Below are 26,700 nucleotides of genomic sequence, written 5' to 3'. Positions count from 1 at the left end.
ATGGAGACGTCGACCTTCGTCTACGACGGCGACTGCGCGTTCTGCACCCGCTGTGCGCAGTTCATCGAGCGCCGGATCCCCACCGGCGCCCGCGTGGTGCCCTGGCAGTTCGCCGACCTGGCGGCGCTGGGCCTGACGGAGGCCGAGTGCGAGGAGGCGGTGCAGTGGGTGGGCGCCGACGGCTCCCGCGCCGCCGGTCCCGACGCCATCGCCAAGCTGCTCGGCGGCAGCGGGCCGGCCTGGCGGGTCGCCGGCGCCGGGCTGCGCCTCCCGCCGGTGCGCGCCGCGGCCTGGCCGGCGTACCGGTGGGTGGCCCGGAACCGGCACCGGATGCCCGGCGGCACGGCCGCGTGCTCCCTGCCGCAGGAGGCCCGGGAGCGTCTCTACGGCCCCACCGGCCGCCCCGGCCCAACCTCCTGACCGCACTCCCGTCGCTGGACGCGTGAGCCGGCGGCCGGGGCTCAGGCGGGGTCGACGGCCGGCTCGGGGCCGGCGACCGGGGTGGGCTCGCCGCCCGCGGGTTCACGGCGGCGGCTGAGCAGGCGCCGGAGCCAGAACACCGGGCGGACCTTCTCCAGGGGGAGGAAGCTGGTCGTGGCCGCCAGGTGCGGGGCGAACGAGATGGTGATCGTCGCGATGGTCACCAGGTGGAACGAGTAGAAGAAGCCGACCATGGCCAGCCGCCACCGCTCCGGCAGCAGGAACACCACCGGGCTGAGCAGTTCGAAGGCCAGGATGCCGAACTGGGCGACGATCAGCAGGTGCGGCACCTGGGCGATCACGTCGGCCAGGTCGGTGCCGCGCCGGATGATCGCCCGGGCCAGGACCGAGCCGGTGGCCCAGTCCAGGCCGCCGAAGCGGAACTTGGCCCAGGCGGCCAGGAAATAGGTGCAGATCACCGCGATCTGGGTGACCCGCAGGGCCCAGCCGCCCGCCTCGGTGCGGGTCGCGTCGCCGTGCCGGGCCCGCCCGGCCGTGGGCAGGACGGCCAGCGCGACGAGCAGCCCGAACCGGTCGTGGTCGACCTTGCCGTAGCTCATCGCGACGATCATCCACTCGAAGTAGAGGGCGAAGACCGTCCAGCCGAGCAGCCGGGGCGCCCGGCCGGTGGCGGCGAGCAGGGCGGCCGCCAGCAGCACCCAGAAGATCACGCCGACCAGGGCCGACGTGGGGGTGGGCAGCGGGAGCAGCCGGCCGATCAGCAACGGCTGGTAGAGGTCGCCGGGCACGTCGACCCGGGTCCGGACCCAGGGGGTGAACACCACCAGGTCGGCGGCGACGAAGAGGTAGACCAGGGTGCGGAAGGCGGCCACCCGGCCGCGCGGGACCGCCTCGGTCAGCCAGCCGGTCACGGGGCGGTCTCCCACCGTACGGCGGTGCGATCGGTCCAGCGGCCGGTCGGGCGGCCGCCCTGGATGTCGTACCAACGGACCACGATGCGGACCTCGACCAGGTCGGGGGCGGCGGGGTGGCGCTCGGCGTACGCCTCGGCGACCCGGCGCAGCAGGCTCGGGTCCGCGGCGTACCGGTCCTGCTGGCCCTCGATCTCCGCGCGCCGGATGCCGGTGGCGTCCTGGCCGAGCGGCACCACCGCCCCGGTCCGGTCGACGCCCTCGACCCGCGTGTCGGGGGCGGGCGCGTCCGGCGGGTCGGAGGTGGAGTACATCCGGAACGGCCCGAACGGGAAGTCGTCGTCGGTGCCGCGCACCGTGCCGAGCAGGAGCAGCGCCAGCCCGAGCAGCGTGGCGCCCAGTCGGACGGCACGCCCGCGGGTGGTCAAGGTCTCCATCGGCTCGTGACGATACGGGAGAAACATGTCCGGACGGCGTCGGTCCGTCGTCCATTCCTGGCTGCCCGTGTCGCTCTTTCCGGGCCTTCCGGGCAGGCGCGAACGACACCGGCCGGGTCCCCGCGGTGGGGACCCGGCCGGTGTGCCGGAGCCGGTCGGCTCAGTGCTTGTGGCCGTGCTCGGCCAGCTTCTTGCGGACGTCGTCCATGTCGAGCTGCTGGACCTGCTCGATCAGGTTCTCCAGCGCCGACTCCGGCAGGGCGCCCGGCTGGGCGTAGACGATCACGCCGTCGCGGATCGCCATCACCGTGGGGATCGAGCTGATGTTGAACTTGGCGCCCAACTCCTGCTGCGCCTCGGTGTCGACCTTGCCGAACACGATGTCCGGGTGCTTGTCGGACGAGCGCTCGTAGACGGGGGCGAAGCGCTTGCACGGGCCGCACCAGTCCGCCCAGAAGTCGAGCAGGACGATGCCGTCGCGTTCGGTCACCTCGTCGAAGTTGGCCGTGGTCAGCTCAACCGTTGCCATTGCACTCTCCGATCAGCGCGTATTGCCTACGTCCCGTGGAACCAGGGTGCAAGCCTCCGCATTCCCGTGACGTGCGCGACGAAACGCTGCGCAGCACGACGGTGACGCTGCGACGCATCGAACGCAGTCTGTTTCGCCGCCCCTGCGGAACGCAAGTGCACGACGCATTTGCGTGACGGGACGTGATGGGAGCGCTTCCAGGAAGATCACGCTGCGTACGAGCTACGAATCGGTAACTTGACGCTTGACAAGCAGCGATCCGGCCACCGGAGATCGCTTGTGGAGTGAGCGTGCGTCACTATGAGTAGTGTTACGAAAAGATAAATGTGACGTCCGTCTCTGTCGATACAGTACCGCCGTACGGCAGAATCTCTCACATCAGAGCGTGGGCGGCGGGTGCCGGGGAGGGCCCCGCCGCTCATTGCGTCTCCACCCGGGTCGGTCCGGGTGTGACTTTTCCGCACCCGCCACGCCCCGCCCACCGCCTTAACAAGCGGTAAGGCATGCTGTGCCGAACTCCATCGCCGCCCGTCGAAGGGGACAAGGATGCAGTTCGGCCGCTACTACGAGGAGTTCGAGGTCGGCGCCGTCTACCGGCACTGGCCCGGCAAGACGGTCACCGAGTACGACGACCACCTCTTCTGCCTGCTCACCATGAACCACCACCCGCTGCACATGGACGCCCACTACGCCGAGTCGGCGAGCCAGTTCAAGCGCAACGTGGTGGTCGGCAACTACATCTACTCGCTGCTGCTCGGCATGTCGGTGCCGGACGTCAGCGGCAAGGCGATCGCCAACCTGGAGATCGAGTCGCTGCGGCACGTCGCCCCGACCTTCCACGGCGACACCATCTACGGCGAGACCACGGTGCTGGACAAGCGGGAGTCCTCCTCGAAGCCGGACCGCGGCGTGGTCGCGGTGGAGACCCGGGGCTACAACCAGGACGGCACGCTGGTCTGCGTGTTCCGCCGCAAGGTCATGGTCCCCAAGAAGGAGTACGCGGCCGCCGCGCTGCCCGAGGGCGTCGACCCCGAGCGGCCCAGCTTCCCCGAGCCGCGCTGACCTTCACGTATGCCCAGAAGGGCCTCTTTTCCGATCCGCGGGGAAGGGGCCCTTTTCCCGTTCCGGGGCATATGCTGACGCCGGAGGTCCCCATGAGCCACTCCGTCGCCGGAGAGCCGCCCTCTGCCGGCCGCCGTGCCGCACCGCTGACCACCGCCGTCTACTCCGCGGCGGAGTGGGACCTGTTGACCGACCTGCCGGGCCGGGTCCTCGTCGCCGCCGCCTCACCAGGTCCGGGCCGCCCGCCGCGCGGCGTCGCCGCCGGGCTCGCCGGGCTGGACGCGGTGGCGGCCGGCCGGGCCTTCGACAGCGACCTGATCCGGGCCGTGGTCGCCGCGATCTACGCCCGCCACGACGGCGCCGCCGAGCGGGACGAGCGCCTCACCGACCTGGTCGACCTGCTCGCCGCCGCCCGGGCCGCGGTGCGCGTGCTCCGGCGCCGCGCCGACCCCGCCGACTCGGCGGCGTACCGGCAGTGGGTGGAATCGGTGGCGGCCCGGGTGTGCCGGGCCGGCGGTACCGCGCCGAGCCCCGCCGACCGGCGCTTCCTGGACCGGCTCGCCGGCGCCCTGGACCTCCGCTGAGCCGGGCCGGCCGGACCGGCGGCGCGGCGGGCCGTACCCTCTTCAGACCGTGACCGACGACCAGCTCGACGTGGGTGTGGGGCCCTGGCCCGGCGACCCGCCGGACGACCCGCGCTACGACCCGGAGCTGCTCGCCCAGGGCGACCGGCGCAACGTCGTGGACCGCTACCGCTACTGGCGGCGCGAGGCCGTGGTGGCCGACCTGGACCGGCGCCGGCACGACTTCCACGTGGCGGTCGAGAACTGGCAGCACGACTTCAACATCGGCACGGTCGTGCGCAACGCCAACGCCTTCCTCGCCGCCGAGGTGCACATCGTGGGGCGGCGGCGGTGGAACCGGCGGGGCGCCATGGTGACCGACCGTTACCAGCACGTCCGGCACCACCCGACGATCGAGGAGTTCGTGGCCTGGGCGGCCGGGGAGCGGCTGCCGGTGGTGGGCATCGACAACCTGCCCGGCTCGAAGCCGCTGGAGACCGGCGCCCTGCCGCGGCGCTGCGTGCTGCTCTTCGGCCAGGAGGGGCCGGGGCTCTCCGAGGTCGCGCGGGGCGCCTGCGACCAGCTCTTCTCGATCGCCCAGTACGGCTCCACCCGCTCGATCAACGCGGGCGTGGCCAGCGGGATCGCCATGCACGCCTGGATCCGGCAGTACGCCGGCCCGCCGCCGGACTGAGCGCGCACGCACCGGCCGGCCCCCGCTTCGCGGGAATTCCCATGTCGGTTCCGCCGACGGACGGAAATCCCGGGGCCCGTCCGCCCGCTCGGCTTGACGCCCCGCCGGTCCCGGGTGACCGTGAAGACGTGAGTGTCGCGGTGAGTTGTCCCAGGTGCGCGGGCCCGGTCCGGGAGCCGGACCTGATGCACGGTGAGTACCGGTGCCTGCGCTGCGGGCCGGTGCCGCCCCTGCACGTGCCGGAGCACATCGGCGCGGAGATCATGGCGAGCGTGGTGGAGCGGGTGGCCGCCGACGCCGATCCGGCCGGGCAGCCCGGGGTGCCGCTCTGGTGCCCGTGGCCGCTGCCCACCGGCTGGACGCTGACCGGGGTGGCCTGGGTGGGGGACGACCGTTCCGGGGTGCGCGCCACCGCGGTGGCCTGCGCCGGTCCGGCCCCACTCGACGGTGGACCGGCCGACCTGCTCTTCGTCGCCGAGGAGCCGGGTGTCGGGCTCGGCTCCCGCCTCGCCGGCCTGCCCGGCCCCGATCCGGGGCCCGAGGTGGCGGAGGCGCTCTGCGATCCCGGCCCTGGTCATCCCGAGCGGGTGCCGCACGCCAAGATCCGGGTGGGAGGCCATCCCACTCCACTGTGGCTTGTGAATTCGCCGACGGATCGAAGCGCGTACGCCGGCGAGGCTCGGGGAATGTGGCTCCATGCGATAGCCTGGCCGGCGAGTGCGGGTCACCTCCTCGCGGAAGAAGTCGTGCTGCACGACCTCACCGAGTGGACACCGCCCGAACTCGTGTACGGCGCACCATCTCCGTACCTGCACGGGCGGGCCTGACCGGCCGGCACGGGCAAGTCGGAGGGACAGACGCAGATATTCACTCTACGACACCATGCTGATACTCTGGGTGCCGCTGCGGTAAACGGACCCGGCTCCGCGCGAGAGGATGGCCCGCTATGGTCAAGAAGGTCCTCACCTGGGCCGGCCTCGCATTCTTGATCTTCTTCATCGCCTACCGGCCGAACTCCGCCGCCGACGTGTTCAAGTCTCTCGGTGGCGGCATCATGGACATCGCGCAGGGCTTCGGCGACTTCTTCACCAACCTGGTCGCCTAGCCGCCGATGGGAAGCCCCTCCGGTCCACCCTTCGACCCCGACGATCCCGACCGGGAGCGCCGGGAGCGCGACACCGAGCCGATCCCGCGGATCGACCCCGACGACGGCCCCGGCTTCGGCTCGGGGTCCGGCTACGGCAGTGGTCCCTCTCTTTCGGACGAGGCCGCCTTCGGTGACGGGCCGGGGTTCGCCGGGGAGGGGCGGTCCGGCCGCGCCTGGATCCGCGACCCCGAGGCCGGCTACCAGGATCCGCAGATCTCCGAGGACGAGTTGGCCGGCCTGCGGGCCGACGCCTCCGGCATGGCTCCCCGCCGGGTGCTGCCGCTGGAGGACGAGCCCAGCTCGCTGGTCGCGCGTTACCTCTTCCCCACCGAGCGTTACCGGGGTGAGTGGAAGCGGCACTGGATCCACCTCTCCACTCCGATCGTCGTCGGCATCGCGGCGACCTTCGTGCTCGGCTACCTCTCCGGCTTCCTGGCCGGGCGCGACGTCGGGGCGCTGACCACCGTCGCGGTGCTGCTCTGGTTCGCCGTGATGGGCTGGGTCGCCTGGCGGGTCGCCGACTGGTGGTACGACCGCTTCATCCTCACCAACAAGCGGGTCATGGTCGTCAACGGGATCATCACCCGCCGGGTGGCCATGATGCCGCTGGTCCGGGTCACCGACATGAAGTACGAGCAGACCCCGACCGGCCGCGCGCTCAACTACGGCACCTTCGTGCTGGAGTCGGCCGGCCAGGAGCAGGCGCTCCGCGAGATCAAGAATCTCCCCAACCCGAACGAGCTCTACCTGCGCGTCGTCGAAGAGATGTACGAGCCGCAGGCTGTCGAGGCGCGGTTGGGCAAGGAGGCCGACGAGGCGAAGGCCGACGACGGCGCCTGAAAGTTTTCGTCCGAACATCGGATGAACTGCGCACCATTTGCCGTCGACCCGGCCCCGTCGGGCGTGGGAACCTGCCAGGCAGGACCGGGTGCGGAGGTGAGCGTGGCGAACAGGGACCCGCTGGAGGAGGAGTTCCGCGAGTTCGTCGCGGCCCGCTCCGGCGCCCTGCTGCGCACCGCCTACCTGCTGGCCGGTGACTGGGCCACGGCCGAGGACCTGCTCCAGACCGCGCTGACCAAGACCTACCTGGCCTGGAAGCGGCTCGGCGGGATCGACGCCCTCGAGCCCTACGCCCGCCGGGTCCTGGTCAACACCTCGACCAGCTGGTGGCGCCGGCGGTGGCACGGGGAACGCCCGACCGAGGTGCTGCCCGAGCGGGCCGGCGTCGACGAGATCGAGCAGCAGCTCGACCGGGACGCCCTGTGGCGGCACCTCCAGGCGCTCCCGGCCCGGCAGCGGGCCGTGCTGGTGCTCCGCTTCTACGAGGACATGTCCGAGGCGCAGACCGCCGCGCTGCTGGAGATCTCCCCGGGCACCGTGAAGAGCCAGACCTCCCGGGCGCTGAACACGCTGCGCCGCCGGCTCGGCTCCGAGGCCGCCCTCGGCCTGCCGGTCGAGCCGGAGGAGAAGGCCGCCCAGCCCGCGCCGCGTACGCCGCCGCGGGTGCTCCGGCAGGCCGCCGCCGCGCCGCCGCCCGCCCCGGCGCCGCCGGTGGTCCGGCCGGCCGCGGTCCCCGCCGACGCGACCCCGCCACGATCCGTCGCGTCCGTGCCGGTGGAGTCCCGATGACGCGCACGCCGAGCTCCTTCGACAACCGGACGGGCGGCCCGGAGCGTCCATTCCCCGTGACCGAGGACGAGCTGGAGCGGGCGCTGCGGCAGACGCTGGCCGGCCGCGTCGCCACGCCCCGGCCGCTCGCCGCCGACCCGGCCGGCGCCGTGCTCCGGCGGGCCCGGCGCACCGGCCGGCGTCGCACCCTGACCGGGCTCGCCCTGGCCGGGGTGGCGACCGTGCTGGTCACCACCGGCATGGCCCAGCTCGGCGGCCCCGCCGGACAGGGCGGCACGCCGACCGTCGTGCTCGGTGACCCGCGCGGCTTCTCGGCCTCCCCGCTGCCCACCGCCTCCAGCCCGGTGCCCGGGAAGGGCCCGGTCCGGGCCGAGCTGGACCTGATCGTCGGCGCGTGGCTGGACACCAGCGGGGGCGAGCGCCGGGAACTGACCGGCGTGAGCGGCGTCGACCGGGCGCAGCGGGTCCCCGACTACGGCGGCTGGCTGGTCACCTCGGCGGTCACCCCGGCCGGCCGTACCCTCTGGTGGGTGCCGCCCAACGGCAGCGCGCCGCAGGTGCTGCTCGCCGGGGCGGACGCCGTGGTGGTCTCCCCCGACGGGCGGCAGGTCGCCTGGCGCGACGGTCCCTACCTGCAGGCCGCCGCCGTGGTCGGCGGCCAGCTCCTGGCCGGGAGCCGGGCGGCGGCCCCGACGGGCGCGACGCCTGTCGGCTTCGCCGGCGGCGCCATCCTGGTCCGGCAGCCCGAGCGGGGCGGGGTCAGCGTCTGGCGGCGGGCGGAGGGCAGGTTGCCGGGCGCGGCGAACCCGGACGTGCTCGCCGTCTACGGCGCGCTGCCCGACGGCCGGGTGGTCGGCCTGGTCTCCGCCGGCACGCCCCGGCAGCCCTGCGTGGGCCTGCTCGACCCGGCCCGCGGCCTCACGCCGGTCCGCACCGGCTGCGGCCCGGCGCTGGCCACCGACGGCCTCGGCGGAGTCTCCGCCGACGGGCGGTGGCTGCTGCTCAACACCGCCGGTCGGAGCGCCCTGCTGGTCGACCTGGCCGGCCTCGGCGCCGCCGCCGCGAACCACCCCGCCGGCCCGGCGGTCGCCGGGGCGGTGGCCTGGACCCGCAGCGGCGCGGCCCTGCACGTCGACGCCACCGGCGGCCTGGTCCGGGTCCGGCCCGAGCGGGTGCTGGCCGGCGAGCGTCCCACCGCCTCGGTGCTCGACGGGGTGGCCCCGGGCGAGCGGCCCGTGGTGGTGGGCGACACCCGCTCCTGACCGGGCGGGGCGGTAGCGTCGGCGGGGTGAGCGCCCGGATCGACCTGCACACCCACTCCACCGCCAGCGACGGGACCCTCGGCCCCGCCGAGCTGGTCCGGGCCGCCGCCGACGCCGGTCTCGACGTCGTGGCGCTCACCGACCACGACACCACGTCCGGCTGGGAGCCGGCGGTCGGGGCCCTGCCGCCCGGGCTCACCCTGGTCCGGGGCGCCGAACTCTCCTGCCGCTGGTTCGGCGTCGAGCCGGCGATCCCGCTGCACCTGCTCGCGTACCTCTTCGACCCGACCGAGCCGGAGCTGGCCGCCGAGCTGGCCCGGGTCCGGCGCGCCCGGGAGGAGCGCGGCGAGCGCATCGTGCGGCTCCTCCAGGCCGACGGGATCCGGGTGAGCTGGTCCGAGATCCTGGCCGGCGCGGCCGGCGGCACCGTCGGCCGGCCGCACATCGCCCAGGCGCTGATCCGGGCCGGGCTGGTCGCCACCACCACCGAGGCGTTCGGTCCGCGCTGGCTGGGGGAGCGGTACCGGCTGCCCAAGGAGGACATCGACGTGTTCCGGGCGGTGGCGCTGGTCCGGGCGGCCGGCGGGGTGCCGGTCTTCGCCCATCCCCGGGCCAGCCGCCGCGGCCGGATCGTGCCCGACGAGCTGATCGTGGAGCTCGCGGCGGCCGGCCTGGCCGGCCTGGAGGCCGACCACGAGGACCACAGCCCGGCCGAGCGGGAGCACGTCCGCGCGCTCGCCGCCGATCTGGGCCTGCTGGTCACCGGATCATCGGACTTCCACGGCACGCACAAGACCGTCCGGCTCGGCGCGTACACCACCGGGGTGGAGGCGTACGAGCGGATCATCGAGCTGGCCCGGGGGGTGACCCCGGTCGCTTCAGGCTGAAGCGTTCCGGCCGCGCGGCTACCGTGTCCGGGTGGATCTCAAGCTCTTCGGCGAGGTCTTCGTGACCCTGCTGGTGATCGTCGACCCGCCCGGCATGATGCCCATCTTCCTCGCGCTGACCGGCCCGCTGGCCGCCCGCGACCGGAACCGGGCCGCGTGGCAGGCCGTCGCGCTGGCGCTCGGGGTGATCGTGGTGTTCGCCGTGGCCGGCCAGACGATCCTGGCCTACCTGCACGTCGACCTGCCCGCCTTGCAGGCCGCCGGCGGGCTGCTGCTGATCCTCGTCGCCCTGGAGCTGCTGACCGGCAAGTCCGACGACCCGAACCAGCAGGCCACCTCCAACATCGCGCTGGTGCCCCTGGGCACCCCGCTGCTGGCCGGTCCCGGCGCCATCGTCGCCACCATGCTCTTCGTGCAGCAGGCCGGCGGCTTCACCGACTACCTCGCCATCGCCGCCGCGATCGTCGCGGTCATGGTCGCGGTCTGGGTGGTGCTGCGCTTCTCCGGCGGCATCGTCAAGGTCCTCCGGCCGGGCGGGATCGAGGTGCTCACCCGCATCGCCGGCCTGCTGCTGGCCGCCATCGCCGTGCAGCTCATCGCCGACGCGATCGCCGCGTTCGTCACGCAGTACCTCACCATGGGCTGAGCCGTCGCGGCGCTGTCGTACCGAGGTGGCAGGATCTCAGGCGTGCGACGACCCTCCCCGACCGGGCGACCCACCGGCGGCCGGCCACCCCGGCCCCGCGCCGAGCAGGCCGAGCAGCTCGGCTTCGAGGGCATGCCGGAGCGGCTCTTCGTCTGCACGCCCAGCAAGCTCGGCGCCTACGCCGACTGCCCCCGCCGCTACCGCTACTCGTACGTGGACCGCCCCGCGCCGCCCAAGGGCCCGCCGTGGGCGCACAACTCGCTGGGCGCCAGCGTCCACACCGCCCTGAAGAACTGGTACGCGCTGGCCCCCGACCGCCGCCGCCCCGAGGTGCTGGGCACCCTGCTCAAGGGCACCTGGGTGCGCGAGGGCTACCGCGACGACGAGCAGGAGCGGGACGCCTTCCGGCGGGCGCTGTCCTGGCTGGAGTCCTACGTGGCGGGGCTCGACCCGGCCGACGAGCCGGTCGGGGTGGAGCGGGTGGTCGCCGTGAAGACGGCGGTGCTCGCCTTCAACGGCCGCACCGACCGGATCGACTCCCGCCCCGGCCCCGACGGCCGCCCCGAGCTGGTCATCGTCGACTACAAGACCGGCCGCACCGGGCTGGACAGCGACGACGCGCGGGGCTCGCAGGCCCTCGCGCTCTACGCGTACGCCGCCGAGCGGGTCTTCCGCCGCCCGTGCCGCCGGGTCGAGCTGCACCACCTGCCCACCGGCACGGTCGCCGCGCACGAGCACAGCCCGGAGTCGTTGCAGCGGCAGCTCACCCGCGCCGAGGACACCGCCCGGGACATCATGGCCGCCGAACGGGCCGTCGCCGGCGGCGCCGACCCCGACGCGGCGTTCCCCACCGAGCCGGGGCCGCGCTGCGGCTGGTGCGACTACCGGCGCACCTGCCCGGCCGGCGCGCAGGCACCCGGCAAGGACCCGTGGGCGGCAGTGGAGCGCCCCGCCGAGCCGGCCGCCGACCAGGACTGACCCGACGCCCCCGTCAGGCGGCGGCGAGGCGGGCGGCGCGCTCCTTGGCGGCCTGCTGCAACGGGCCCTCCCGGTAGCGGCGCGGCACCGCCGCCAGGGCCAGTCGCAACGCGCGGACGCTCAGGTCCGCCGAGAGCGCGGTGGTGGGCAGGCCGAGGCCGCCGTACAGCCGGTGGGCCCAGGCCGGCAGCAGCGCCAACGCCGTGCCGGCGATCCCCAGGTAAGCCCAGCGCGGCGGGCCGAGGTGCAGGCCCAGCTTCACCGGCAGGCTGAGCTTCCACGGGATCGGCGGGGCGGTCAGGAAGAGCGCCGTCTCGGCCGCCTCCTTGGTCATCCGCAGCTCGGGCCGGACCCGGCGGTAGTAGTCGGCCACCTCGTCGGCGGTGCCCGGCACCCCGGCCGGGTCCAGCCCGACCAGGGCCGCCGCCCGGCGCTGCTCGGTGTAGTAGCCGTCCACCTCGTCGTCGGTCAGCGCGAGCCCGGCCCGGCGGGCGGTGCTCACGAACGACTCGACCTCCGTGACGTGCACCCAGCGCAGCAGGTCGGGATCGTCGATCCGGAACCGCTCGCCGGTGAACGGGTCGGTGGCCCGCATCCGGGCGTGCAGCGTACGCAGCCGCCGGCCGGCCGCCTCCGCCTCGGCGGTGGTGCCGTAGATCGTCGTCGCCACGTAGGTGGCCGTGCGGATCAGCCGGCCCCAGGCGTCCGACTTGTAGTTGCTGTTCTGCGCCACGCCGGCCATCGCCCGGGGGTGCAGCGCCTGGAGGTAGAGCGAACGCAGGCCGGCGACGATCAGGATCGGCTCCTCGTGCACCTTCCACGTGACCGATCCCGGACCGAACAGGCCGAGGTCATCGGAATCCACCGCCCAAGAGTGCCACGCGCCGGGCGGACCCGGCCGTCTCCCGGCCGGCGGCCGTCAGTCGTCGGCGGAGCGGCGGGCCTGGCAGGCCGGGCAGAGACCCCAGAAGGTCACCTCCGCCTCGTCCACCTCGAAGCCGTGCGACACGTTCGGGTCGAGGCACGGGGCGTCGCCGGTGGCGCAGTCCACGTCGGCGATCTCGCCGCAGCCCCGGCACACCACGTGGTGGTGGTTGTCCCCGACGCGGGCCTCGTACCGGGCGGGACTGCCGGCCGGCTCGATCCGGCGGGACAGCCCGGCCCGGGAGAGCGCGCCGAGCACGTCGTAGACAGCCTGGGTGGAGACCGAGTCGAGGCGCTCGCGGACCCGGCGGGTGATCTCGTCGACCTCGAGGTGACCGCCGGCGGCGAGCACGTCCAGCACGGCGAGGCGCGGTCGGGTGACCCGCAGGCCCCTCGACCGGAGCAGCTCCTCACCGGTGGACATGCGTCCATGACAGCACGGTGCCCCCGGACCGACAAGCGAGCGTGACCGCGGGTGGCCCGGACCACAGGTGAACCATGGCGGGCACACGTGCGTGTGTCGATGTACGGAACGGGCGACGGCGGATCATCCCGTCGTACGCTGACCGCGCGATCCCGTCCACTCGCCGGAGGTGTCGGTGTTCAGGGAAGTCAACGGCCTGCCGGGCCACGTCCTGGTCGTACACGCCGCCGTGGTGCTGGTGCCGCTGCTGGCGTTGCTCTCCGTCGCGTACGGGCTGCTGCCCCGCTGGCGGCCCCGGATGGGCTGGGCGGTGGCGGTCCTCGCCGTGCTCACCCCCATCGTCACCTGGGTGGCGACGGAGTCCGGCGAGGAGTTGGAGGAGGTGCTCCGCAAGCGGGGCTACCCGCCCGAGGGCCTCCAGAAGATCCACGAACACTCCGAGTACGGCGAGAACCTGCTCTGGTTCACCGTCGGGCTGGCCGTCGCGGCGCTCCTGCTGCTGCTGGTGACCAGCGGCCTGCCCCGCACCCGCGACCTGCCCCGCTGGCTGCCCCTGGTGCTCACCGGCGTGGCGGTCGTGCTGGCCGTCTTCGCGCTCGTGTACGTCTACCTGACCGGTGACAGCGGAGCCAAGATGGTCTGGAGCGGCATCGTCTGACCCCGGGTCGGCCGGGGCGCTCGGATCGGCCGCGCCGGCCGGCTCAGAAGACCGGCTCAGAAGAGCAGGCGCGAGCAGAGCAGGCAGGTGAGCAGCACCAGCACGACGCCGACGACGGCGCCGATGCCGTAGGTGAGCCGCTGGGCCCGCCCCTCGGCCTGGTCCATGGCGGCCATGTCCTGCGGCGGGAGCTGGCGGGGCGGTGTGGGCCGCACGTGCACCGGCGGGCGCCAGCCCGGCGGCGGCGGGATGGTCGGCGGCGGCCCCGCGTAGCCGCCCGGCGCGCCACCCGGGCCCCAGCCACCCTGCTGCGGCCAGCCGCCGACCGGGGCTGCCTGGCCGGGCGAGCCTCCGGTGGGGCCAGCCTGTCCGGGCCAGCCGCCGGTCGAGGCGGCACCCTGGCCGGGCCGCGCCCACGGGTTGTCGGTGTGGCCGGCGCGCGACCAGGGGCTGGCCTCCGGGCCGGGACCGATGCCGACCGCAGCGGAGGTCGAGGCGGGTTCGGCCACGCCGGGGGTCGAGCCGCCGCGCCCGGATTCGCGGCCGGTCTCCGCCACGCCGGTGGTCTCGGACTCGCCGGTGGTCTCGGGTTCGCCTGAGGTCGAGCCGGTGATCCCGGACTCGCCCGGGGTCTCGGCCGTGTCGGAGGTCGAGCCGGCGGCCTGGTCGGTGCCCGCCGCCGGCACCGAGCGGCCTGTGCCCGGTCGCGGGGTGCCGGGTGCCGGGGCCTCGCCGGCCGGCTCGTCCGGGCGTCGCCAGGTCTCGTCCTCGGGGCTGCCACCGCTCGGCGTCGTCACGCCGTCCGACGCTACCAACGCCCCGGCCGGTCGGCCGCCCGACGCGACGGGGCGGGCCGGGTCGACCGCGCGGAACCCCCGCCTGCCGCACCCGGGTGGCCCACCGTGGCCGGCGCTCGGGCCGCGACGGTCGAGCTGGCGTCCTTCCGGCGGTATCCTTGCCGCTCGTGAGCGATCCCGGCATCCGTGTCCCGCGCGGCGACGACGACCGCGTGGTCGACCTCAGCGAAGACTTCGTGGTGCTGCCCGAGCAGACCACCGACGACACCGACCGCGGCTGGGGCGAGCGGTCGTCCGGCAACGAGGACTGGCTGCTCGCCGAGCGCCCCCCGCACTGGGACTGACCCGCCTGCGGCCGATTGACGCCATCGCGGCCGCCGGCCCCTGCTGCGAGCGAAGGCTCCGGAGCCGGCCCCGGCGGTGAAGGCCGCCCGGACCAACCGGGTCATTCGCGGACCACCACGGCGAAGCGGCTGCCCTCGGGCACGCCGACCGCGCGCTGGGCCTGCTCGGGGCGGAGCGCCAGGTAGAGCGCCGAGGAGCCGTCGACCGCCCCGGCAGCGCCCACCACGTCGAGGACGAGCGCCCGCGGCGCGAGCAGCGTGGCCGCCGCTCCCGTCGCCCCACCGGCCGGCACGACCAGCAGGTCCACCCGGGCGCCGGGGCGGAGCACGGCCAGCGCGGCCGGCTCGGCGAGCCGGATCGGCACCCCGACCGCCCCGGCCGGCAGCGGAAGGGCAGCGGCCCGACGATCGCCACCGGCCTGGACGCCACCACCCGGCGGACCGCCACCACCCGCCTGGACGCCGTCACCCGGCGCGCCGCCACCGGAGGCCGGGGCGCCGGCAGCCGGGGCGCCGCCGGTCGGGGTGGGAGCCCCGGCCGGGCTCCCGCCGGGCCGACAGCCCGCCGGAGTCTTCAGAACGGCTGCGGCCAGCCCGAGCAGCATCGCGACCAGCACCACCCGCAGCAGCGTCCGGCCCCGGGGCAGCCCACGCCAGCGCACCGGCCGCAGCGATGCCTCCCCACCCGCCACGTCGCCCTCCCGCCCACCGATCCGACCAGTACGCGGGCAGGTTAGGCGGCAGCCGACGGTGGCCGCCGCCCCAGCGAGCTCACCTGTGGAAAACCCGCCGGCCTGTGGACAAGCACCGGCAAACGCCTGCCCAAGGACCGACGACCTCGGTGCGGGCGTGGCCCGCCTTAGACGTCGTTGATCAAGAGGTTTGCGTCAGGATGGCGTGAGATTTTGACGCAAACTTCTTGATCAACGCCGGGGATGGCGGGCGCCACGTGCCGGGGGAACAAGCCCGGGAACGCGAAAAGTGGCCATCCGCGCGGGATGACCACTTTCCGGGAGTTTGACTCGGTCAGGAGGAACTGCTGGCTGCCGCCTTGCTGGTCGACGAGCCGGACGACGAGCCGGAGGACGAGCCGGAAGACGCGGCGGACGAGCCGTTGCTCGAGCCGGTCGTGGAGCTGCTGGACGAGCCGCTGGTCGACGACTCCGACTTGGTCGGCTTGCTCGCGGTGCTCGTGGCGCTCTCGGAACCGGACGAACGGGAGTCCGTACGGTAGAAGCCGGAGCCCTTGAACACGATGCCGACCGAGTTGAAGACCTTGCGCAGCCGCCCCTCACACGCCGGGCACTCGGTCAGCGGCGCGTCAGAGAAGGACTGCACCGCCTCGAGCTGGTGGCCGCACGCGGTGCAGGCGTACTGGTACGTGGGCACGTTCTCCTCCGGATCTCGGCACGGCCGGTTGGCACTCGACGGATTCGAGTGCCAATGGTGCGTCATGGGACCCGGGTTCGTCCAGCGGAAGCGCCCCGGGCCACATCCGGCACCGCCACCAGCCCGCCGCCCGGCGTGATCACGAAGCGCACCGGCCGGTCGTGCGGGTGGGCCGGTACCGCCTCGACCAGCTCCCCGTCGTGCAGCAGCGCCACCGTGGGGACCGTGGCGGGCACCCGGGCCAGAGCGCGGTCGTACGAGCCGCCGCCCCGGCCCAGCCGGAAGCCCCGGCGGTCCACCGCCAGCGCCGGCACCACCACCAGGTCGGCCCCGGCCACCGCCGCGCTCCCCAGCGGCGGGCCGGTCGGCTCGCGCAGGCCCCGGCCGGCGGCCCGCAGCGACTCCGGGTCGGTGTAGGCCGCCCAGTCCAGGTCGAGGTCGTCGAGGAGCACCGGCAGCAGCAGCTCCGCCGCCGGCGGCAGCGCCGCCCGCAGCACCGCGGGCAGGTCGTCGCCGCCGGGCTCCGAGGCGACCGGCACGTACGCGGTCATCCGGGCCGGGCGCAGCCGGCGTACCAGAGCGACAAGCTCGGCCTGGACGGACGCCGCCGCCTCCGCCCGGCGCGGCGCCGGCAGCGACCGGCGGTGGGCGAGCAGGGTGATACGCAGGTCCCGCTTGGCCACATCCGCTCCATCAGAAAATTCCGGCACGCAACACTCCTGACGCAACGCTTGCCTCCCGGTCGCTCTGTGTCAGCATCGCAGGAAGGGGCGCGGAACTTCCGGGGGGAAGCTTGACGCTACGCGGGCGGTTGACGGCGGCGTTCCTCACGGTGGTGCTCGGCCCTGTCCTGCTCGGCGCGTTCTTCGTCGGGTCCACCCTGAGCGCCGTCGACCGCGGCCGCGCCACCGAGCGGCTGGGCCTGGCGGCGGCCGGCGTGCGCACCTCCGTCGACGCCCTCTGTCAACAGCTCCGCGCGGCGGCCGACGCGGTCGCGCTCGTCGCCGACCCGGCCGCCCGGCCTCGCGCGGCCGACCAGGTGGTCGGCCGCGGACTGGCCGCCGCCGTGCAGATCGTCGACACCACGGGCCGGACCAGCTACGCCACCCTCGGCGGCCCGGCCGGGCCCTGGCAGGACTGCGCCGCCGACGCGGCGACCGGCCCGGTCCGCGCCCTCGCCGCCCGGGTCCGGCTCCGCGATCCGGCCGGCGCCGACCTGGGCACGGTCGCCGCCGCGCAGCCCGTCGACCCGGCCTTCGTGGCGCGGCTCGCCGCGGTGACCGGCGTCGGGGTCACCCTCCTCGACGACCCGGGCCGGATCACCCACACGACCGAGGACCGGGAGGTACGCGCAGCGGTGCTGGCCGCCGCCCGCGAGGCGGACGGGGACCGGGTGACCGACACGGCGGACGGAAGATACGTGCGCCGGGTCGGCCCGTCTCCTGGCCAGCCGCTGCCGCTGGTGCTCTCGGTGCCGGGGGAGCGCCCGCCCGGCCTCTACGCCGCCCTGGTCGGCGCGGTGGTGCTGGCCGCCCTGCTGGCCGTCCTGGCCGCCTGGCGGCTGGCCCGGGTGACCACCCGGCCCCTGGTCGAGCTGGCCGGCGCGGTGGACCGGGTCGCGCACGGCGACCTGACCGCCCGGGTGCCGGTCCGCAGCCGGGACGAGATCGGGCGGCTGGCCGGCGCGTTCAACCGGATGACCCGGGAGACCGGCAGCTACGTGGCCGCGCTGACCAGCAGCCGGGACCAGCTCCGCGGCCACCTGACCGTGCTCGGCGACACCCTGGCCAGCACCCACGACCTGCAGCGCATCCTGCGGGTGATCCTGCACAGCGCGATCGCCGCCACGGGCGCCCGGGCCGGCGCGGTGCTGCTGCTCGACGGCGACGGCGTCCTGGTCGGCCAGTGCGTCGAAGGGCTGGACGGGCGCTGGCCGACCGAGGACCCGGCCGATCCGGCGACACTGCGGGTGCCGGTCGGCGCCGGGGTCCTGGGCAGGGTGGCCGCCACCGGGGAGCCGCTGCGCGGCCGGTGGGAGCCGGCGGAGCAGCCGACCGGGGAGCCGTCCTGCGAGACGTACGTGGCGGTGCCCTTCGCCGCCCCCCGCGCCGCGGAACCGCGCGGCGGCCCGGACCGGCCCGGCCATCCGCCGGCCGACGACGACGCCGCAGAATGTGGCGCGCTCGGTGTGCTGGCCCTCTACGACCGGCCCGGTGCGGACGAGTTCGACGACGGCGACCTGGTCACGCTGCGGACCTTCGCCGGCCACGCGGCCGTGGCGGTGGAGAACGTCCGGGTGCACGAGGAGGCGCAGCGGCTCTCCCTGACCGACCCGCTGACCGGGCTGTGGAACTACCGCTACCTGCGCGAGTCGATCCGGCGCGAGGTGGAACGGGCCAACCGGTTCGGCCGGATGCTCAGCGTGCTCGCCCTCGACCTGGACCGGTTCAAGGACGTCAACGACACCTGGGGGCACGCCGCCGGGGACGCGGTGCTGGTCGAGTTCGCCCGCCGGGTGCGCGGCGAGATCCGCGAGGTCGACCTGGCGTTCCGGCAGGGCGGCGAGGAGTTCGTGGTGCTGCTGCCGGAGACCGACGCCCGCGGCGCCACCATCGTCGCCGAGCGGCTCGGCTCGGTGGTCCGGGACCAGCCGGTGCGGGTGGAGGGGCACACCGGGGAGCCGATCGCGGTGCCGGTCACCGTCTCGATCGGCATCGCCGTCTACCCAGACCACGCGGCCGGCGGCCAGCAGGTGCTCGACGCCGCCGACGACGCGCTCTACGCGGCCAAGGCCGCCGGCCGGGACGGCTACCGGCTGGCCCGGGCCCCCGACCCGGTCCCCACCCAGGAGATCCCCGTGGTGGCGGCGGCGGTCAGCCCGCCCGACGGACTGCCCCGGGCCGGCGCCGGGGACGCCGCGCCGGTGGCACAGGGCGGCGCGTCTTCCGGTCCTCACCCGCCGCGGCAGAGCCGTGGCCGATAGTCTCGCGACATGTCGGAGCACTCAGCGAACCCCTCAGCGACCGCCGCGACCGGTCGCTCCCGCGCGGTCAAGGCCGTCATCCCGGCCGCCGGCCTGGCCACCCGGTTCCTGCCGGCCACGAAGGCGATCCCCAAGGAGCTGCTGCCGGTCGTCGACCGGCCGGTGCTCCAGTACATCGTCGAGGAGGCCGCACAGGCCGGCCTGACCGACGTGCTGCTGATCACCGGCCGCGGCAAGACGTCGATGGTGGACCACTTCGACCGCCGGCCCGACCTGGAGGCGCGGCTGGAGAGCAAGCCCGACCTGCTGGAGGCCGTACGCCGCCCCGAAGAGCTGGCCGAGATCTACACCTGCCGCCAGCCCGAGCAGCTCGGCCTCGGCCACGCCGTCGGCTACGCCGAGTCGCACGTGGGTGACGCGCCCTTCGCGGTGCTGCTCGGCGACGAGTTCGTCAAGATGGACGAGCCGCTGCTGCCGGCCATGCTGGACCTTCAGGCCCGCACCGGCGGCATCGTGCTGGCCTTCTTCGAGGTCGACCCGGGGGAGACGTCGCGCTACGGGATCGCCTCCGTCGAGTCGGCCGGTGACGAGTTCGGCGACCTCGCCGAGGTCGTCAAGGTCACCGGCATGGTGGAGAAGCCGAAGCCGGAGGACGCGCCGAGCAACCTCGCCGTCCTCGGCCGGTACGTGCTCCCCGGGAAGATCTTCGACGCGATCCGGCGCACCGAGCCGGGCAGCGGCGGGGAGATCCAGTTGACCGACGCCATGGAGCTCCTGCGCACCGAGGGGGTGCCGGTGCACGCCATCGTCTACCGGGGCACCCGCTACGACACCGGCCAGCCGCTCGGCTACCTCCAGACCGTGGTGCAGATCGCCGTCGAGCGCGAGGACCTGGGCGCCGAGTTCCGCAAGTGGCTGACCGACTTCGTCAACAACGGCGACGAGACGGTCACCGCGGCGATCCTGAACGGCATGCGTGACCGGTCCGGCGGTGCCGGTACATGACCGCGACGGCCGACGCCGAGGCGGCCGCGAACGAGTTGACGCCGCTCGCCGACTACCTGGGCAGCGTGCTGCGCAGGTTACGCGCGCTGCCTCCGCTCGACCTCGACCTCACCCAGGCGTACGGCAACGTCCTCGCCGAGGACGTGGTCGCCCCGCACTCGTACCCCGCCTTCGACCAGGCGGCGGTGGACGGGTACGCCGCGCGCTGGGAGGACATCTCCGGAGGGAGCCGGGGGCCGGGCTACGTCCCGGCCCCCTCCGGTATCCCCGGTGGCCGCAGCATCCGGCTCAACGTGGTCGGTGACCTGGGCGCGGCGAGCTGGCGGCCGGTCCGGCTCACCCCCGGCTCCTGCTTCTCCGTGGCCGCGGGCGCGCCGCTGCCCGTCGGCGCGGACGTGGTGGTCCCCGTGGAGTGGACCGACCAGGGCATGGCCGCCGTGGAGATCTTCCGCGCCCCCAAGCGGGGGTACGGCGTCCGGCGCGCCGGTGAGGAACTGCCCGCCGGCACCCTGCTCGCCCGCGCCGGCACGTACGTCTCGCCCGCCCTGGTCGCGGTCTTCGCGGCCACCGGCATCGGGCACGTGGTGGTCCGGCCCAGCCCGCGCGTGGTCGTCGTGGCCACCGGCGACGAGCTGGTCGACGTCGGCCGGGGCAGCCAGCCCGGCCAGGTGGTGGACACCAACTCGCACGCGCTGACCGCCGCGGCGGCCGAGGCGGGCGCGTTGGCGTACCGGGTCGGGATCTGCGACGACGACCCGGAGGCGCTGCGGGGCCTGCTGGAGGACCAGACCCTGCGGGCCGACCTGATCATCACCACCGGCGGCACGGGCACCGGCCCCGGCGACATGGTCCGCCGGATCCTGTCCCGCAAGGAGGGCGGCCGGGCCGGGCCGGTCGCCTTCACCGAGGTCGCCCTCTATCCCGGAACGGCCCTCGGATTCGGTACGGTCGGCGCCGAGGAGGTGCCGGTGGTGTGTCTTCCCGGTGAGCCCGGCGCGGCGCTGATCGGCTTCGAGGTGCTGGCCCGCCCCGCCATCCAGCTGCTGGCCGGCGCCGAGCCGGTGTTCCGGCCCAGCGTCCGGGCGCACCTGCTGGAGACGGTCTCGTCCCCGGTGGGTCTGCGCGAGTTCCGCCCGGCGCACGTCGCGGAGCGGCGTGGCGGGGGTTACACGGTGCAGCCGCTCGCCGGTGGGCCGTTCACCCTCTCCGGCCTGGCCGAGGCCAACGGCCTGCTCGTCCTCGGCGAGCGGGTCACCACCGCGGCGGCCGGTTCCACGGTGGACGTGCTCCTGCTGGACCGGCGCCGGTGAGCGTCGGAAGTGAGCTTGCGGACCCCCGGGTCGCGTGTGGAAGGCTGAACCGGTGAGCTGGTTCCGGCGGACGCCCGGATGGCCAGCGGTGCTGGTGGACGGTCCGGTGGTGCTGCGGCCGTACCGGCGTTCCGACGCGCTGGCCTGGTCGGAGATCCGGCGGGCCAACCGGGCCTGGCTGTCCCCCTGGGAGTCCCACGTGCCGGGCAGCTGGGACGAGACGAACTCGCCGGCCGCGTTCCGCTTCGTCCACGCCGACCAGCGGAGGTCCGCGCGGACCGGCGACGGCATGCCGTTCGCGGTCTGCCTGCGCGAGGCCGGCGAGGAGCGGCTGGTCGGCCACGTCAACGTGGGCAGCATCGTGCGGCGCGCGTTCTGCTCCGGCTACGTGGGCTACTGGGTGGACTCCCGGGTGGCCGGTCGCGGCGTCATCCCCACGGCGGTGGCCCTGGCCGTGGACCACGCGTTCGGCCCCGGCGGGCTGCACCGGATCGAGGTCAACATCCGGCCGGAGAACCAGCCGTCCCGCCGGGTGGTGGAGAAGCTCGGCTTCCGCGAGGAGGCCTACCACGTGCGCTACATGCACATCGACGGCGCCTGGCGGGACCACATCGGATACGCGATGACCAGTGAGGAAGTGGCCGCCGAGGGCGGGCTGCTGGCCCGGTGGCACCGCGTACGTGACAACCGCGGGTGAAGCGTCCCACCCGCCACGCCCGGCGCGGCGCACGGTGAAGTCGGTCGGCGGCCCGTAACCTCAAGTAACTGCAAGCTGTGGCAAGCGCTGCCTGCCCGCACGATCTGCGCCGTAAACGACGGGCGACGGAAGAAGTTGCGGTCGTGTGGCGCTCGCCCCGAACTTGGTGACGGGAGGGGTGAGGGTGCCGACCTCGGTGCTCCTCGCCGTCCTCGCCGCCGCCGGTCTGCTCGCCCTCGCGCCGGCGCTGGTCCGCCGGTACGACGCCACCGAGCGGCTGGTGGCGGAGCGGGCGCAGTCGACGGCCCGGGTGCTCCAGCGCCGCCGTCGGCGTCGCACCGTGCCCGGACGGCGGCCGGTGCACCCGCCGCGCTCCCTCGTCGTCACCCTCAGTGAAGACTCGGGCACGGGCGGTCTCGCCCGTCCGGTGTCGGCGCCTCCCGCCCGGCGTCGCTCGGGCCGGCTCCGGTCGGTGCCGCCCGCCCCGGCCAGGTCCCGCCGACGGCACCCAGCGAAGCGCCGGCAGCACACCCCGGCCATCTACCGCCGCCGGCGGGTCCTCGCCGCGCTGCTGCTGCTCAACTTCGTCGAGCTGATCGGCGTGGTGCTGGTCAGCCCCGGGTTCTGGATCAGCGTCTCGGTCACCGGCGCCCTGCTCGTGGCGTACGTCGTACACCTGCGGCAGCGGGCCCTGGCCGAGCGCCGGCGGCGGCGCGCGGAGGCCCGGGAGGCGGCGTGGCTGGCCGCCCGACAGGCCGAGGTGCGGCGCGAGCAGGCGCGGCGTGCCGCCGCCCGGCGGGAGGCGCAGCGCCGGCTGGCCGCCCAGCGCGAGGCGGTCCGGCGTACCGCCATGGGGCTGGACCGGCCCGCGGACCTGCCGCCCGCGGCGAGCGGCGGCTCGGTCTCCTACCGCCGCGCGGGCGGCCTGCGGGGACGCCCGTACCAGAGCGGGCGGGGCGCCTGAAATTTTTCCGCCGGTGTTGTCGAATCCGGTGGGTGCCGTTCGACGGGTTGGTGAGGGCCGGTGCAAGGGCCGGCCGCGGACAGGGGAGCCTGTGATGGCCAAGATCGTGTCGAACTTCTTCATCTCGCTGGACGGTGTCGTGGAGCGGCCCGACCAGTGGCACTTCCCCTACTTCGACGACGAGATGGGCGCAGTCGTCGGCCGCGGGGTGGAGGCGACCACGGCGTTCCTGATGGGGCGCACCCAGTACCAGGAGTGGTCGGAGTTCTGGCCGAACCAGACCGGGGACGACATGGAGTTCGCGTCGTTCATCAACTCGGTGCCGAAGTACGTGCTGTCCAACACCCTCACCGAGACGACCTGGGAGAACTCGCACCTGATCTCCGGCGACGCCGACCAGGTCGCCGCCCGGCTGCGGGAGATCAAGGAGCAGGCCGACGGGGAGATCGGCATGTCGGGCGGCGCCACCACGGTCCGGTGGCTGCTGGCGAACGGGCTGCTGGACGAGCTGCGGCTGCTGGTCCACCCGATCGCCGTGGGGCGCGGCCAGCGCCTCTTCGAGGACACGCCCACCTACCCCCTGCGCCTGGTCGACAGCGCCACTCTGAAGAGCGGCGTCCTGAACCTGACCTACGCCCCCGCCTGATCCGGTCGCTTCGAGATCTTGGAGGGTTTGGGCCCCTCTGGGGGCCTGTTCCCTCCAAGATCTGCTCAGGCGGTGGGGGCGGTTCGCTTCGGAGGCGCCGAACCTGTTAGCCTTGTCGCCGGCCCGCCCGGTGAAAGCCGGGTGGGACCGACGCTGGTTCGCCAGCGGAGGGGCTGTGGCGCAGACCGGTAGCGCACCTCGTTCGCATCGAGGGGGTCAGGGGTTCAAATCCCCTCAGCTCCACCAGTAACACCTTTGAGCAGCGGCAACGCTTGCTAGCAAGATCGCTAGGACCAGATCCGGCCCAGATCAGTGCGAACTCTGTGATGTTGAGCCCGTCCGGCGTCGCGCGCTCGCGTCGCGAAGGGCAGTGCTGATGATGTTGCGGCGGCGGTCTTTCTTGGGCCACCAGTGCACGTAGGTCTCCAGCGTGATCCGCAGGCTGGAGTGTCGGAGCGCGTTCTGGACATCGGTCGGGTCCGCACCCGAGGTGATCAGGCGGGTCGCGAAGTAGTGGCGCAGGTAGTGGAAAGTGCCCTCGTCGGGCCAGCCGGCGGCCTTGCGCCAGGTTCGCCACAGGTCCGACCACCGCTGGTCGTGAACGGGTCGGCCCTGGTCGTCGGTGAAAAGCAGCGGGACCAGGCGGCTGCGGGGCTCCTTGCCCGGGTCCGGTGTGCCGGCGGTGATGTCGGGCAGCTCGATCAAGGCGGGCGGGTACTTGCGCACGTGCTCCGCGAAGCCGCCCGCTACGTGGTCGTCCAGGTCCACGTCACCGACTGAGCCGGCCTTGGGTGGGGCGAGGTAGAAGCCGCCCTAGCTCGCCTTGTGGAACCGCAGTTGCTGAACCACGTGCAGCTCTTGACGGTCCGGGTCGATGCATCTGGTGCTGTCTTCCAGGCCGAGGACTTCCCCGAGCCTCAGGCCCTCGCCTGCGCCGGCCCAGATCGCCGCTTGATACTCGCCGGGCACGACGTCGACCAGGGCCAGCACATCATCTTCGGTCGGTACCCACTTGGGCGCGCGGGAGAAGCTGCGCAGGATGGCGAACAGCCGGATGGCCTTGCAGGGGTTGTCGGGCATCACCTTGTCGGCCACGGCCGAATCCATGATGTTGTTCAAAGCCGAGCAGGCGCCACCTCCTCCACAGTGTGCGGACGAAGGCCGACGGGATGGCGAGGGAGAGGTTAGGGCCGGCGGTCTCAGGTCGGCCGGTCAGGGCCGGTAGGAGGACATTCGCCCGGGTGCGGCTGGTTTGGGTACGCGGGGGAACAGCCGCCATGAGATCACGTTGGAGATGGCGACTCCGGTGAGTACGGCGGCCGCCGCGACGGCGACCAGGACCGGGGGGAGTGGGAGCGTCACGGGTGCCAGTGCGGCAAGCGTTAGCAGTCCGATTGGCCGAGACCAGGAGACGTGGCTGAAGGTCACGTAGTCGAGCAGGGCCCGCCCGACAAGGAATACCGCAGGACCGCCGAAGATGACCATGACCCAGCGTCGCTCGGTGTGGCCGAGCGGGTGCGAGATGATCAGTTCGTCGCCGACGGCGCTGAGACCGACGCCGGTGACCATGATGAGGTGCGCGTACGACGCCAGTCTGCCGACGTATGCCGGCGACTGTGCCGAGGCGATGGCGACGGCAAGCAGTTCACCGGCACGGTAGAAGTAGATCTGCCACAGCAGAACGGTGATGACGAATGACACCAGCAGGGCCGCGGCTCGGTCCCGCTCCAGGCCGTATGGGCTGATCTGGATGCCAGAGATCAGGATCGTCTCGCCCAGCGCGATGATGAGGAGCTGCCGGTAGCGCTCCGTGAGGTGGTCTTCTTGGATCGGATGGGCTCGGAACCCGGCCCGGCCGAGTCCCGGCGTGGGGTAGTCGAAGACGCCGGCTATGTAGTCCAGGCCGACGGCAACGCTCCACAAGGCCACGCGCGTTCCGATCGATGTGAAGGCGCCAGCGATCCACAGGACCGCTGAGATGAGGGCCCAGAAGAGGTTCCGGACGCTGACCAGGCGAACCTCTTTGTTTGTGCCGATCAGAATGATCCAAAGCGGGCGCACTATCTGGATCGCGACGTAGACCCCCGCGAAGAGCAAACCACTGTCGCCGTAGGCCCCGGGCACGGCGATGGCCATCAGCAGGCTGCCGAGCGTGGTGCCGATGACCAAGACCTGGATCGCTGGCCGGGTCGAGTCGTACCTGTTCGTGGCCCACACCAGCCGGTACCAGACCCACCACAGCGCCAGGGTCAGCACGAACGTCGCGTAGGCGCTTCGCCAGTTGAGGTCCGAGACCATCCGGTCGGATAGCCGAGTGAACGTGAACACGAAAACCACGTCGAACAGCAGTTCCACGAAGCCGGCCCGCTCGGACAGCCTGTACGTCCTCGGCTGTTCACCAGCGCCGCTCTCCATGGCCATGGGGGTCACGCTACTTCTGGCAGCTTGGGCAGGTTGCCGAATGCCTGCCCGCTCGACCGGCACCGCCGGCACGAACGCCACGGGGCAGATCATGTGCGCATGGCGCCGCCAGCAGCTGCCTCGCCGGTGCCTCGCCCGATTCCGGCTACCAGGTACACCCGCTAGATCAAGATTTCGAGCGCGATGCCGAAGACGAGGGCGACGCGATCCCGCACGAATCTCTCTGCGCGAGTCGGCCGGCCGAGGATGCCGGTGGCCTCATGCGGGATCGGGTCGGCCAGGCCCGGGGACCGGGTCGTCCGACGCCCGGTCCCCGGCCGCAGACCCGCGCCGTCAGTGGCCACGCAGGTCCCGCTCTAACCTGGCGGGTCTCCGTCGATCAGTCGTCGTCGGGATGTCACCGTCGCCGGTCCGCCTGGCCGACCATCGCGTCCAGTTCGGGGTCGGGCAGGAGCTCCCGGAGCTCCTGCGCGCAGCGGCAGGAGACGGCGATCTTGGCGGCCCACTCCAGCGCCTCCTCGCGTGAGGCCACGTCGACGACCGAGAACCCGCCGATCACCTCCTTGGTCTCCGGGTAAGGGCCGTCGGTGACGACCCCGTCGGTGCCCACGACGCTCGCCCGCTGCCTCTGCAGTCCGGCGCCGAACACCCACACGCCGGCGTTCACGGCCTCCTGGATCACCGCGTGCGTGGCCTTGGCCACGTCGGGGATCTCCTCCTCGGGGATGTGGTCCATCGCGCCGGCATTGAACGAGATCAGGTACCGCGTCATCCCATGGCTCCCTTGTCCCGGCGGCCCTTTCCGGCCGCCTCTCACCTGTTCTACGAACGACTCGCCCCGGATCCGACGCCGGGCCAGAATGATTTTTTCCCCGTCGGCGTACGTCAGAAGCAGTGATGGGCACGCGAATCCCCCGTCTGACCTCCCGGCCTCGTCAATTAGCAGGACACC

Annotated in this window: 33 protein-coding genes, 1 tRNA gene and 1 pseudogene; 22 read left to right on the top strand and 13 right to left on the bottom strand. The window is 73.7% G+C overall.

All coding sequences use genetic code 11. The features are described 5' to 3' along the window. Positions 1–420 (top strand): thiol-disulfide oxidoreductase DCC family protein, encoded by a 420-nt coding sequence (locus NLX85_RS08425; protein WP_254333047.1) that lies wholly within the window; start codon positions 1–3, stop codon positions 418–420. 41 nt (positions 421–461) lie between these two features. On the opposite strand, the gene NLX85_RS08420 is transcribed toward NLX85_RS08425, so the two are convergent. The 3 genes from NLX85_RS08420 to trxA form a co-directional block, all read right to left on the bottom strand. After that, complete coding sequence (locus tag NLX85_RS08420; protein WP_254333046.1) at positions 462–1,352, bottom strand: HTTM domain-containing protein; 891 nt, start codon at positions 1,350–1,352, stop codon at positions 462–464. Then, positions 1,349–1,789: a hypothetical protein gene (locus NLX85_RS08415; RefSeq protein WP_254333044.1), complete on the bottom strand. Its 441-nt coding sequence runs from the start codon at positions 1,787–1,789 to the stop codon at positions 1,349–1,351. The genes NLX85_RS08420 and NLX85_RS08415 overlap by 4 nt, the downstream gene beginning before the upstream one ends. A gap of 160 nt (positions 1,790–1,949) precedes the next feature. Continuing rightward, positions 1,950–2,318 carry a thioredoxin gene (gene trxA, locus NLX85_RS08410; protein WP_091314483.1) on the bottom strand — a complete coding sequence of 123 codons (369 nt, stop codon included), beginning with the start codon at positions 2,316–2,318 and terminating at the stop codon, positions 1,950–1,952. 546 nt (positions 2,319–2,864) lie between these two features. On the opposite strand from trxA, the gene NLX85_RS08405 reads away from it, so the two are divergent. From NLX85_RS08405 to NLX85_RS08355, 11 genes are all read left to right on the top strand, one after another. After that, positions 2,865–3,380, top strand: a complete 516-nt coding sequence (locus NLX85_RS08405; RefSeq protein ID WP_091314480.1) for a MaoC family dehydratase — start codon at positions 2,865–2,867, stop codon at positions 3,378–3,380. Between the two features lie 92 nt (positions 3,381–3,472). Then, positions 3,473–3,964, top strand: a complete 492-nt coding sequence (locus NLX85_RS08400) for a hypothetical protein (protein ID WP_254333042.1) — start codon at positions 3,473–3,475, stop codon at positions 3,962–3,964. Between the two features lie 49 nt (positions 3,965–4,013). Next, on the top strand, positions 4,014–4,637 hold the full coding sequence (locus NLX85_RS08395) for an RNA methyltransferase (protein WP_254333040.1): 624 nt from the start codon (positions 4,014–4,016) through the stop codon (positions 4,635–4,637). A gap of 128 nt (positions 4,638–4,765) precedes the next feature. Then, entirely contained in the window at positions 4,766–5,464 is a 699-nt protein-coding gene (locus tag NLX85_RS08390; RefSeq protein WP_308210687.1) for a DUF6758 family protein, read from the top strand. A gap of 119 nt (positions 5,465–5,583) precedes the next feature. Then, a complete protein-coding gene (locus NLX85_RS08385; RefSeq protein ID WP_167544553.1) occupies positions 5,584–5,742 on the top strand; it encodes a hypothetical protein in 159 nt (52 codons plus the stop codon). Positions 5,743–5,748: 6 nt separating this feature from the next. Next, positions 5,749–6,624: a PH domain-containing protein gene (locus NLX85_RS08380; protein ID WP_254333036.1), complete on the top strand. Its 876-nt coding sequence runs from the start codon at positions 5,749–5,751 to the stop codon at positions 6,622–6,624. A 102-nt stretch (positions 6,625–6,726) separates the two neighbouring features. Beyond that, positions 6,727–7,413 (top strand): SigE family RNA polymerase sigma factor, encoded by a 687-nt coding sequence (locus NLX85_RS08375; protein WP_254333034.1) that lies wholly within the window; start codon positions 6,727–6,729, stop codon positions 7,411–7,413. Next, on the top strand, positions 7,410–8,675 hold the full coding sequence (locus NLX85_RS08370) for a hypothetical protein (protein ID WP_254333032.1): 1,266 nt from the start codon (positions 7,410–7,412) through the stop codon (positions 8,673–8,675). The genes NLX85_RS08375 and NLX85_RS08370 overlap by 4 nt, the downstream gene beginning before the upstream one ends. 26 nt (positions 8,676–8,701) lie before the next feature. Then, positions 8,702–9,562 (top strand): PHP domain-containing protein, encoded by an 861-nt coding sequence (locus NLX85_RS08365; protein ID WP_254333026.1) that lies wholly within the window; start codon positions 8,702–8,704, stop codon positions 9,560–9,562. A 31-nt stretch (positions 9,563–9,593) separates the two neighbouring features. After that, a complete protein-coding gene (locus NLX85_RS08360) occupies positions 9,594–10,208 on the top strand; it encodes a MarC family protein (protein ID WP_091260721.1) in 615 nt (204 codons plus the stop codon). Between the two features lie 132 nt (positions 10,209–10,340). Beyond that, positions 10,341–11,186 (top strand): PD-(D/E)XK nuclease family protein, encoded by an 846-nt coding sequence (locus tag NLX85_RS08355; protein WP_254333711.1) that lies wholly within the window; start codon positions 10,341–10,343, stop codon positions 11,184–11,186. Positions 11,187–11,199: 13 nt separating this feature from the next. On the opposite strand, the gene NLX85_RS08350 is transcribed toward NLX85_RS08355, so the two are convergent. Both NLX85_RS08350 and NLX85_RS08345 read right to left on the bottom strand, forming a co-directional pair. Next, a complete protein-coding gene (locus tag NLX85_RS08350) occupies positions 11,200–12,051 on the bottom strand; it encodes an oxygenase MpaB family protein (RefSeq protein WP_254333024.1) in 852 nt (283 codons plus the stop codon). Between the two features lie 54 nt (positions 12,052–12,105). Then, positions 12,106–12,534, bottom strand: a complete 429-nt coding sequence (locus NLX85_RS08345; protein WP_091314440.1) for a Fur family transcriptional regulator — start codon at positions 12,532–12,534, stop codon at positions 12,106–12,108. A gap of 175 nt (positions 12,535–12,709) precedes the next feature. On the opposite strand from NLX85_RS08345, the gene NLX85_RS08340 reads away from it, so the two are divergent. After that, positions 12,710–13,192 carry a DUF2231 domain-containing protein gene (locus tag NLX85_RS08340; protein ID WP_254333022.1) on the top strand — a complete coding sequence of 161 codons (483 nt, stop codon included), beginning with the start codon at positions 12,710–12,712 and terminating at the stop codon, positions 13,190–13,192. 56 nt (positions 13,193–13,248) lie between these two features. On the opposite strand, the gene NLX85_RS33635 is transcribed toward NLX85_RS08340, so the two are convergent. Continuing rightward, positions 13,249–13,989: a hypothetical protein gene (locus NLX85_RS33635; RefSeq protein WP_374628059.1), complete on the bottom strand. Its 741-nt coding sequence runs from the start codon at positions 13,987–13,989 to the stop codon at positions 13,249–13,251. 158 nt (positions 13,990–14,147) lie between these two features. Here NLX85_RS33635 and NLX85_RS08330 point away from each other — a divergent pair, with 158 nt between their 5' ends. Continuing rightward, positions 14,148–14,333: a hypothetical protein gene (locus NLX85_RS08330; protein ID WP_107079836.1), complete on the top strand. Its 186-nt coding sequence runs from the start codon at positions 14,148–14,150 to the stop codon at positions 14,331–14,333. A gap of 101 nt (positions 14,334–14,434) precedes the next feature. On the opposite strand, the gene NLX85_RS08325 is transcribed toward NLX85_RS08330, so the two are convergent. Continuing rightward, positions 14,435–15,025 (bottom strand): flagellar biosynthesis protein FlgA, encoded by a 591-nt coding sequence (locus NLX85_RS08325; protein ID WP_254333020.1) that lies wholly within the window; start codon positions 15,023–15,025, stop codon positions 14,435–14,437. Positions 15,026–15,384: 359 nt separating this feature from the next. On the opposite strand from NLX85_RS08325, the gene NLX85_RS08320 reads away from it, so the two are divergent. After that, on the top strand, positions 15,385–15,567 hold the full coding sequence (locus tag NLX85_RS08320; protein WP_254333018.1) for a hypothetical protein: 183 nt from the start codon (positions 15,385–15,387) through the stop codon (positions 15,565–15,567). Between the two features lie 62 nt (positions 15,568–15,629). Here NLX85_RS08320 and NLX85_RS08315 read toward each other — a convergent pair. Continuing rightward, positions 15,630–15,788 (bottom strand): annotated as a pseudogene (locus NLX85_RS08315) (FmdB family zinc ribbon protein); the annotation flags it as partial. Continuing rightward, positions 15,785–16,432, bottom strand: coding sequence for a 5-formyltetrahydrofolate cyclo-ligase (locus NLX85_RS08310; protein ID WP_254333016.1), 648 nt, complete (start codon positions 16,430–16,432; stop codon positions 15,785–15,787). The gene NLX85_RS08310 and the pseudogene NLX85_RS08315, both read right to left, overlap by 4 nt. A gap of 83 nt (positions 16,433–16,515) precedes the next feature. Between NLX85_RS08310 and NLX85_RS08305 the strand changes: the two genes are divergently transcribed. The 7 genes from NLX85_RS08305 (at position 16,516) to NLX85_RS08275 (ending at position 23,573) form a co-directional block, all read left to right on the top strand. Beyond that, positions 16,516–18,705: a diguanylate cyclase gene (locus NLX85_RS08305; protein WP_254333014.1), complete on the top strand. Its 2,190-nt coding sequence runs from the start codon at positions 16,516–16,518 to the stop codon at positions 18,703–18,705. Positions 18,706–18,714: 9 nt separating this feature from the next. Beyond that, positions 18,715–19,710: a UTP--glucose-1-phosphate uridylyltransferase gene (locus tag NLX85_RS08300; RefSeq protein WP_254333012.1), complete on the top strand. Its 996-nt coding sequence runs from the start codon at positions 18,715–18,717 to the stop codon at positions 19,708–19,710. Then, complete coding sequence (gene glp, locus NLX85_RS08295) at positions 19,707–21,020, top strand: gephyrin-like molybdotransferase Glp (RefSeq protein WP_254333011.1); 1,314 nt, start codon at positions 19,707–19,709, stop codon at positions 21,018–21,020. The genes NLX85_RS08300 and glp overlap by 4 nt, the downstream gene beginning before the upstream one ends. A gap of 88 nt (positions 21,021–21,108) precedes the next feature. Next, complete coding sequence (locus NLX85_RS08290; RefSeq protein WP_254333706.1) at positions 21,109–21,717, top strand: GNAT family N-acetyltransferase; 609 nt, start codon at positions 21,109–21,111, stop codon at positions 21,715–21,717. Positions 21,718–21,895: 178 nt separating this feature from the next. Next, a complete protein-coding gene (locus tag NLX85_RS08285) occupies positions 21,896–22,681 on the top strand; it encodes a hypothetical protein (protein WP_254333009.1) in 786 nt (261 codons plus the stop codon). A gap of 94 nt (positions 22,682–22,775) precedes the next feature. Next, a complete protein-coding gene (locus NLX85_RS08280; RefSeq protein ID WP_254333007.1) occupies positions 22,776–23,327 on the top strand; it encodes a dihydrofolate reductase family protein in 552 nt (183 codons plus the stop codon). 169 nt (positions 23,328–23,496) lie between these two features. Next, a tRNA-Ala gene (locus tag NLX85_RS08275) sits at positions 23,497–23,573 on the top strand. A gap of 63 nt (positions 23,574–23,636) precedes the next feature. On the opposite strand, the gene NLX85_RS08270 is transcribed toward NLX85_RS08275, so the two are convergent. The 4 genes from NLX85_RS08270 to NLX85_RS08255 form a co-directional block, all read right to left on the bottom strand. Next, positions 23,637–24,095 carry a tyrosine-type recombinase/integrase gene (locus NLX85_RS08270; protein WP_254333005.1) on the bottom strand — a complete coding sequence of 153 codons (459 nt, stop codon included), beginning with the start codon at positions 24,093–24,095 and terminating at the stop codon, positions 23,637–23,639. 45 nt (positions 24,096–24,140) lie between these two features. Then, entirely contained in the window at positions 24,141–24,422 is a 282-nt protein-coding gene (locus NLX85_RS08265; RefSeq protein ID WP_254333001.1) for a hypothetical protein, read from the bottom strand. A gap of 117 nt (positions 24,423–24,539) precedes the next feature. Beyond that, complete coding sequence (locus NLX85_RS08260; RefSeq protein WP_254332999.1) at positions 24,540–25,829, bottom strand: low temperature requirement protein A; 1,290 nt, start codon at positions 25,827–25,829, stop codon at positions 24,540–24,542. Positions 25,830–26,145: 316 nt separating this feature from the next. Then, positions 26,146–26,520 carry a YciI family protein gene (locus NLX85_RS08255; protein ID WP_254332998.1) on the bottom strand — a complete coding sequence of 125 codons (375 nt, stop codon included), beginning with the start codon at positions 26,518–26,520 and terminating at the stop codon, positions 26,146–26,148. Between the last annotated feature and the right edge of the window lie 180 nt (positions 26,521–26,700).

This window comes from Micromonospora sp. A3M-1-15 (assembly GCF_024213425.1).
Taxonomy (GTDB): Bacteria; Actinomycetota; Actinomycetes; order Mycobacteriales; family Micromonosporaceae; genus Micromonospora; species Micromonospora chersina.
The sequence above is the reverse complement of the archived record's forward strand: the minus strand, read 5'-3'. Positions and strand labels throughout refer to the sequence as shown.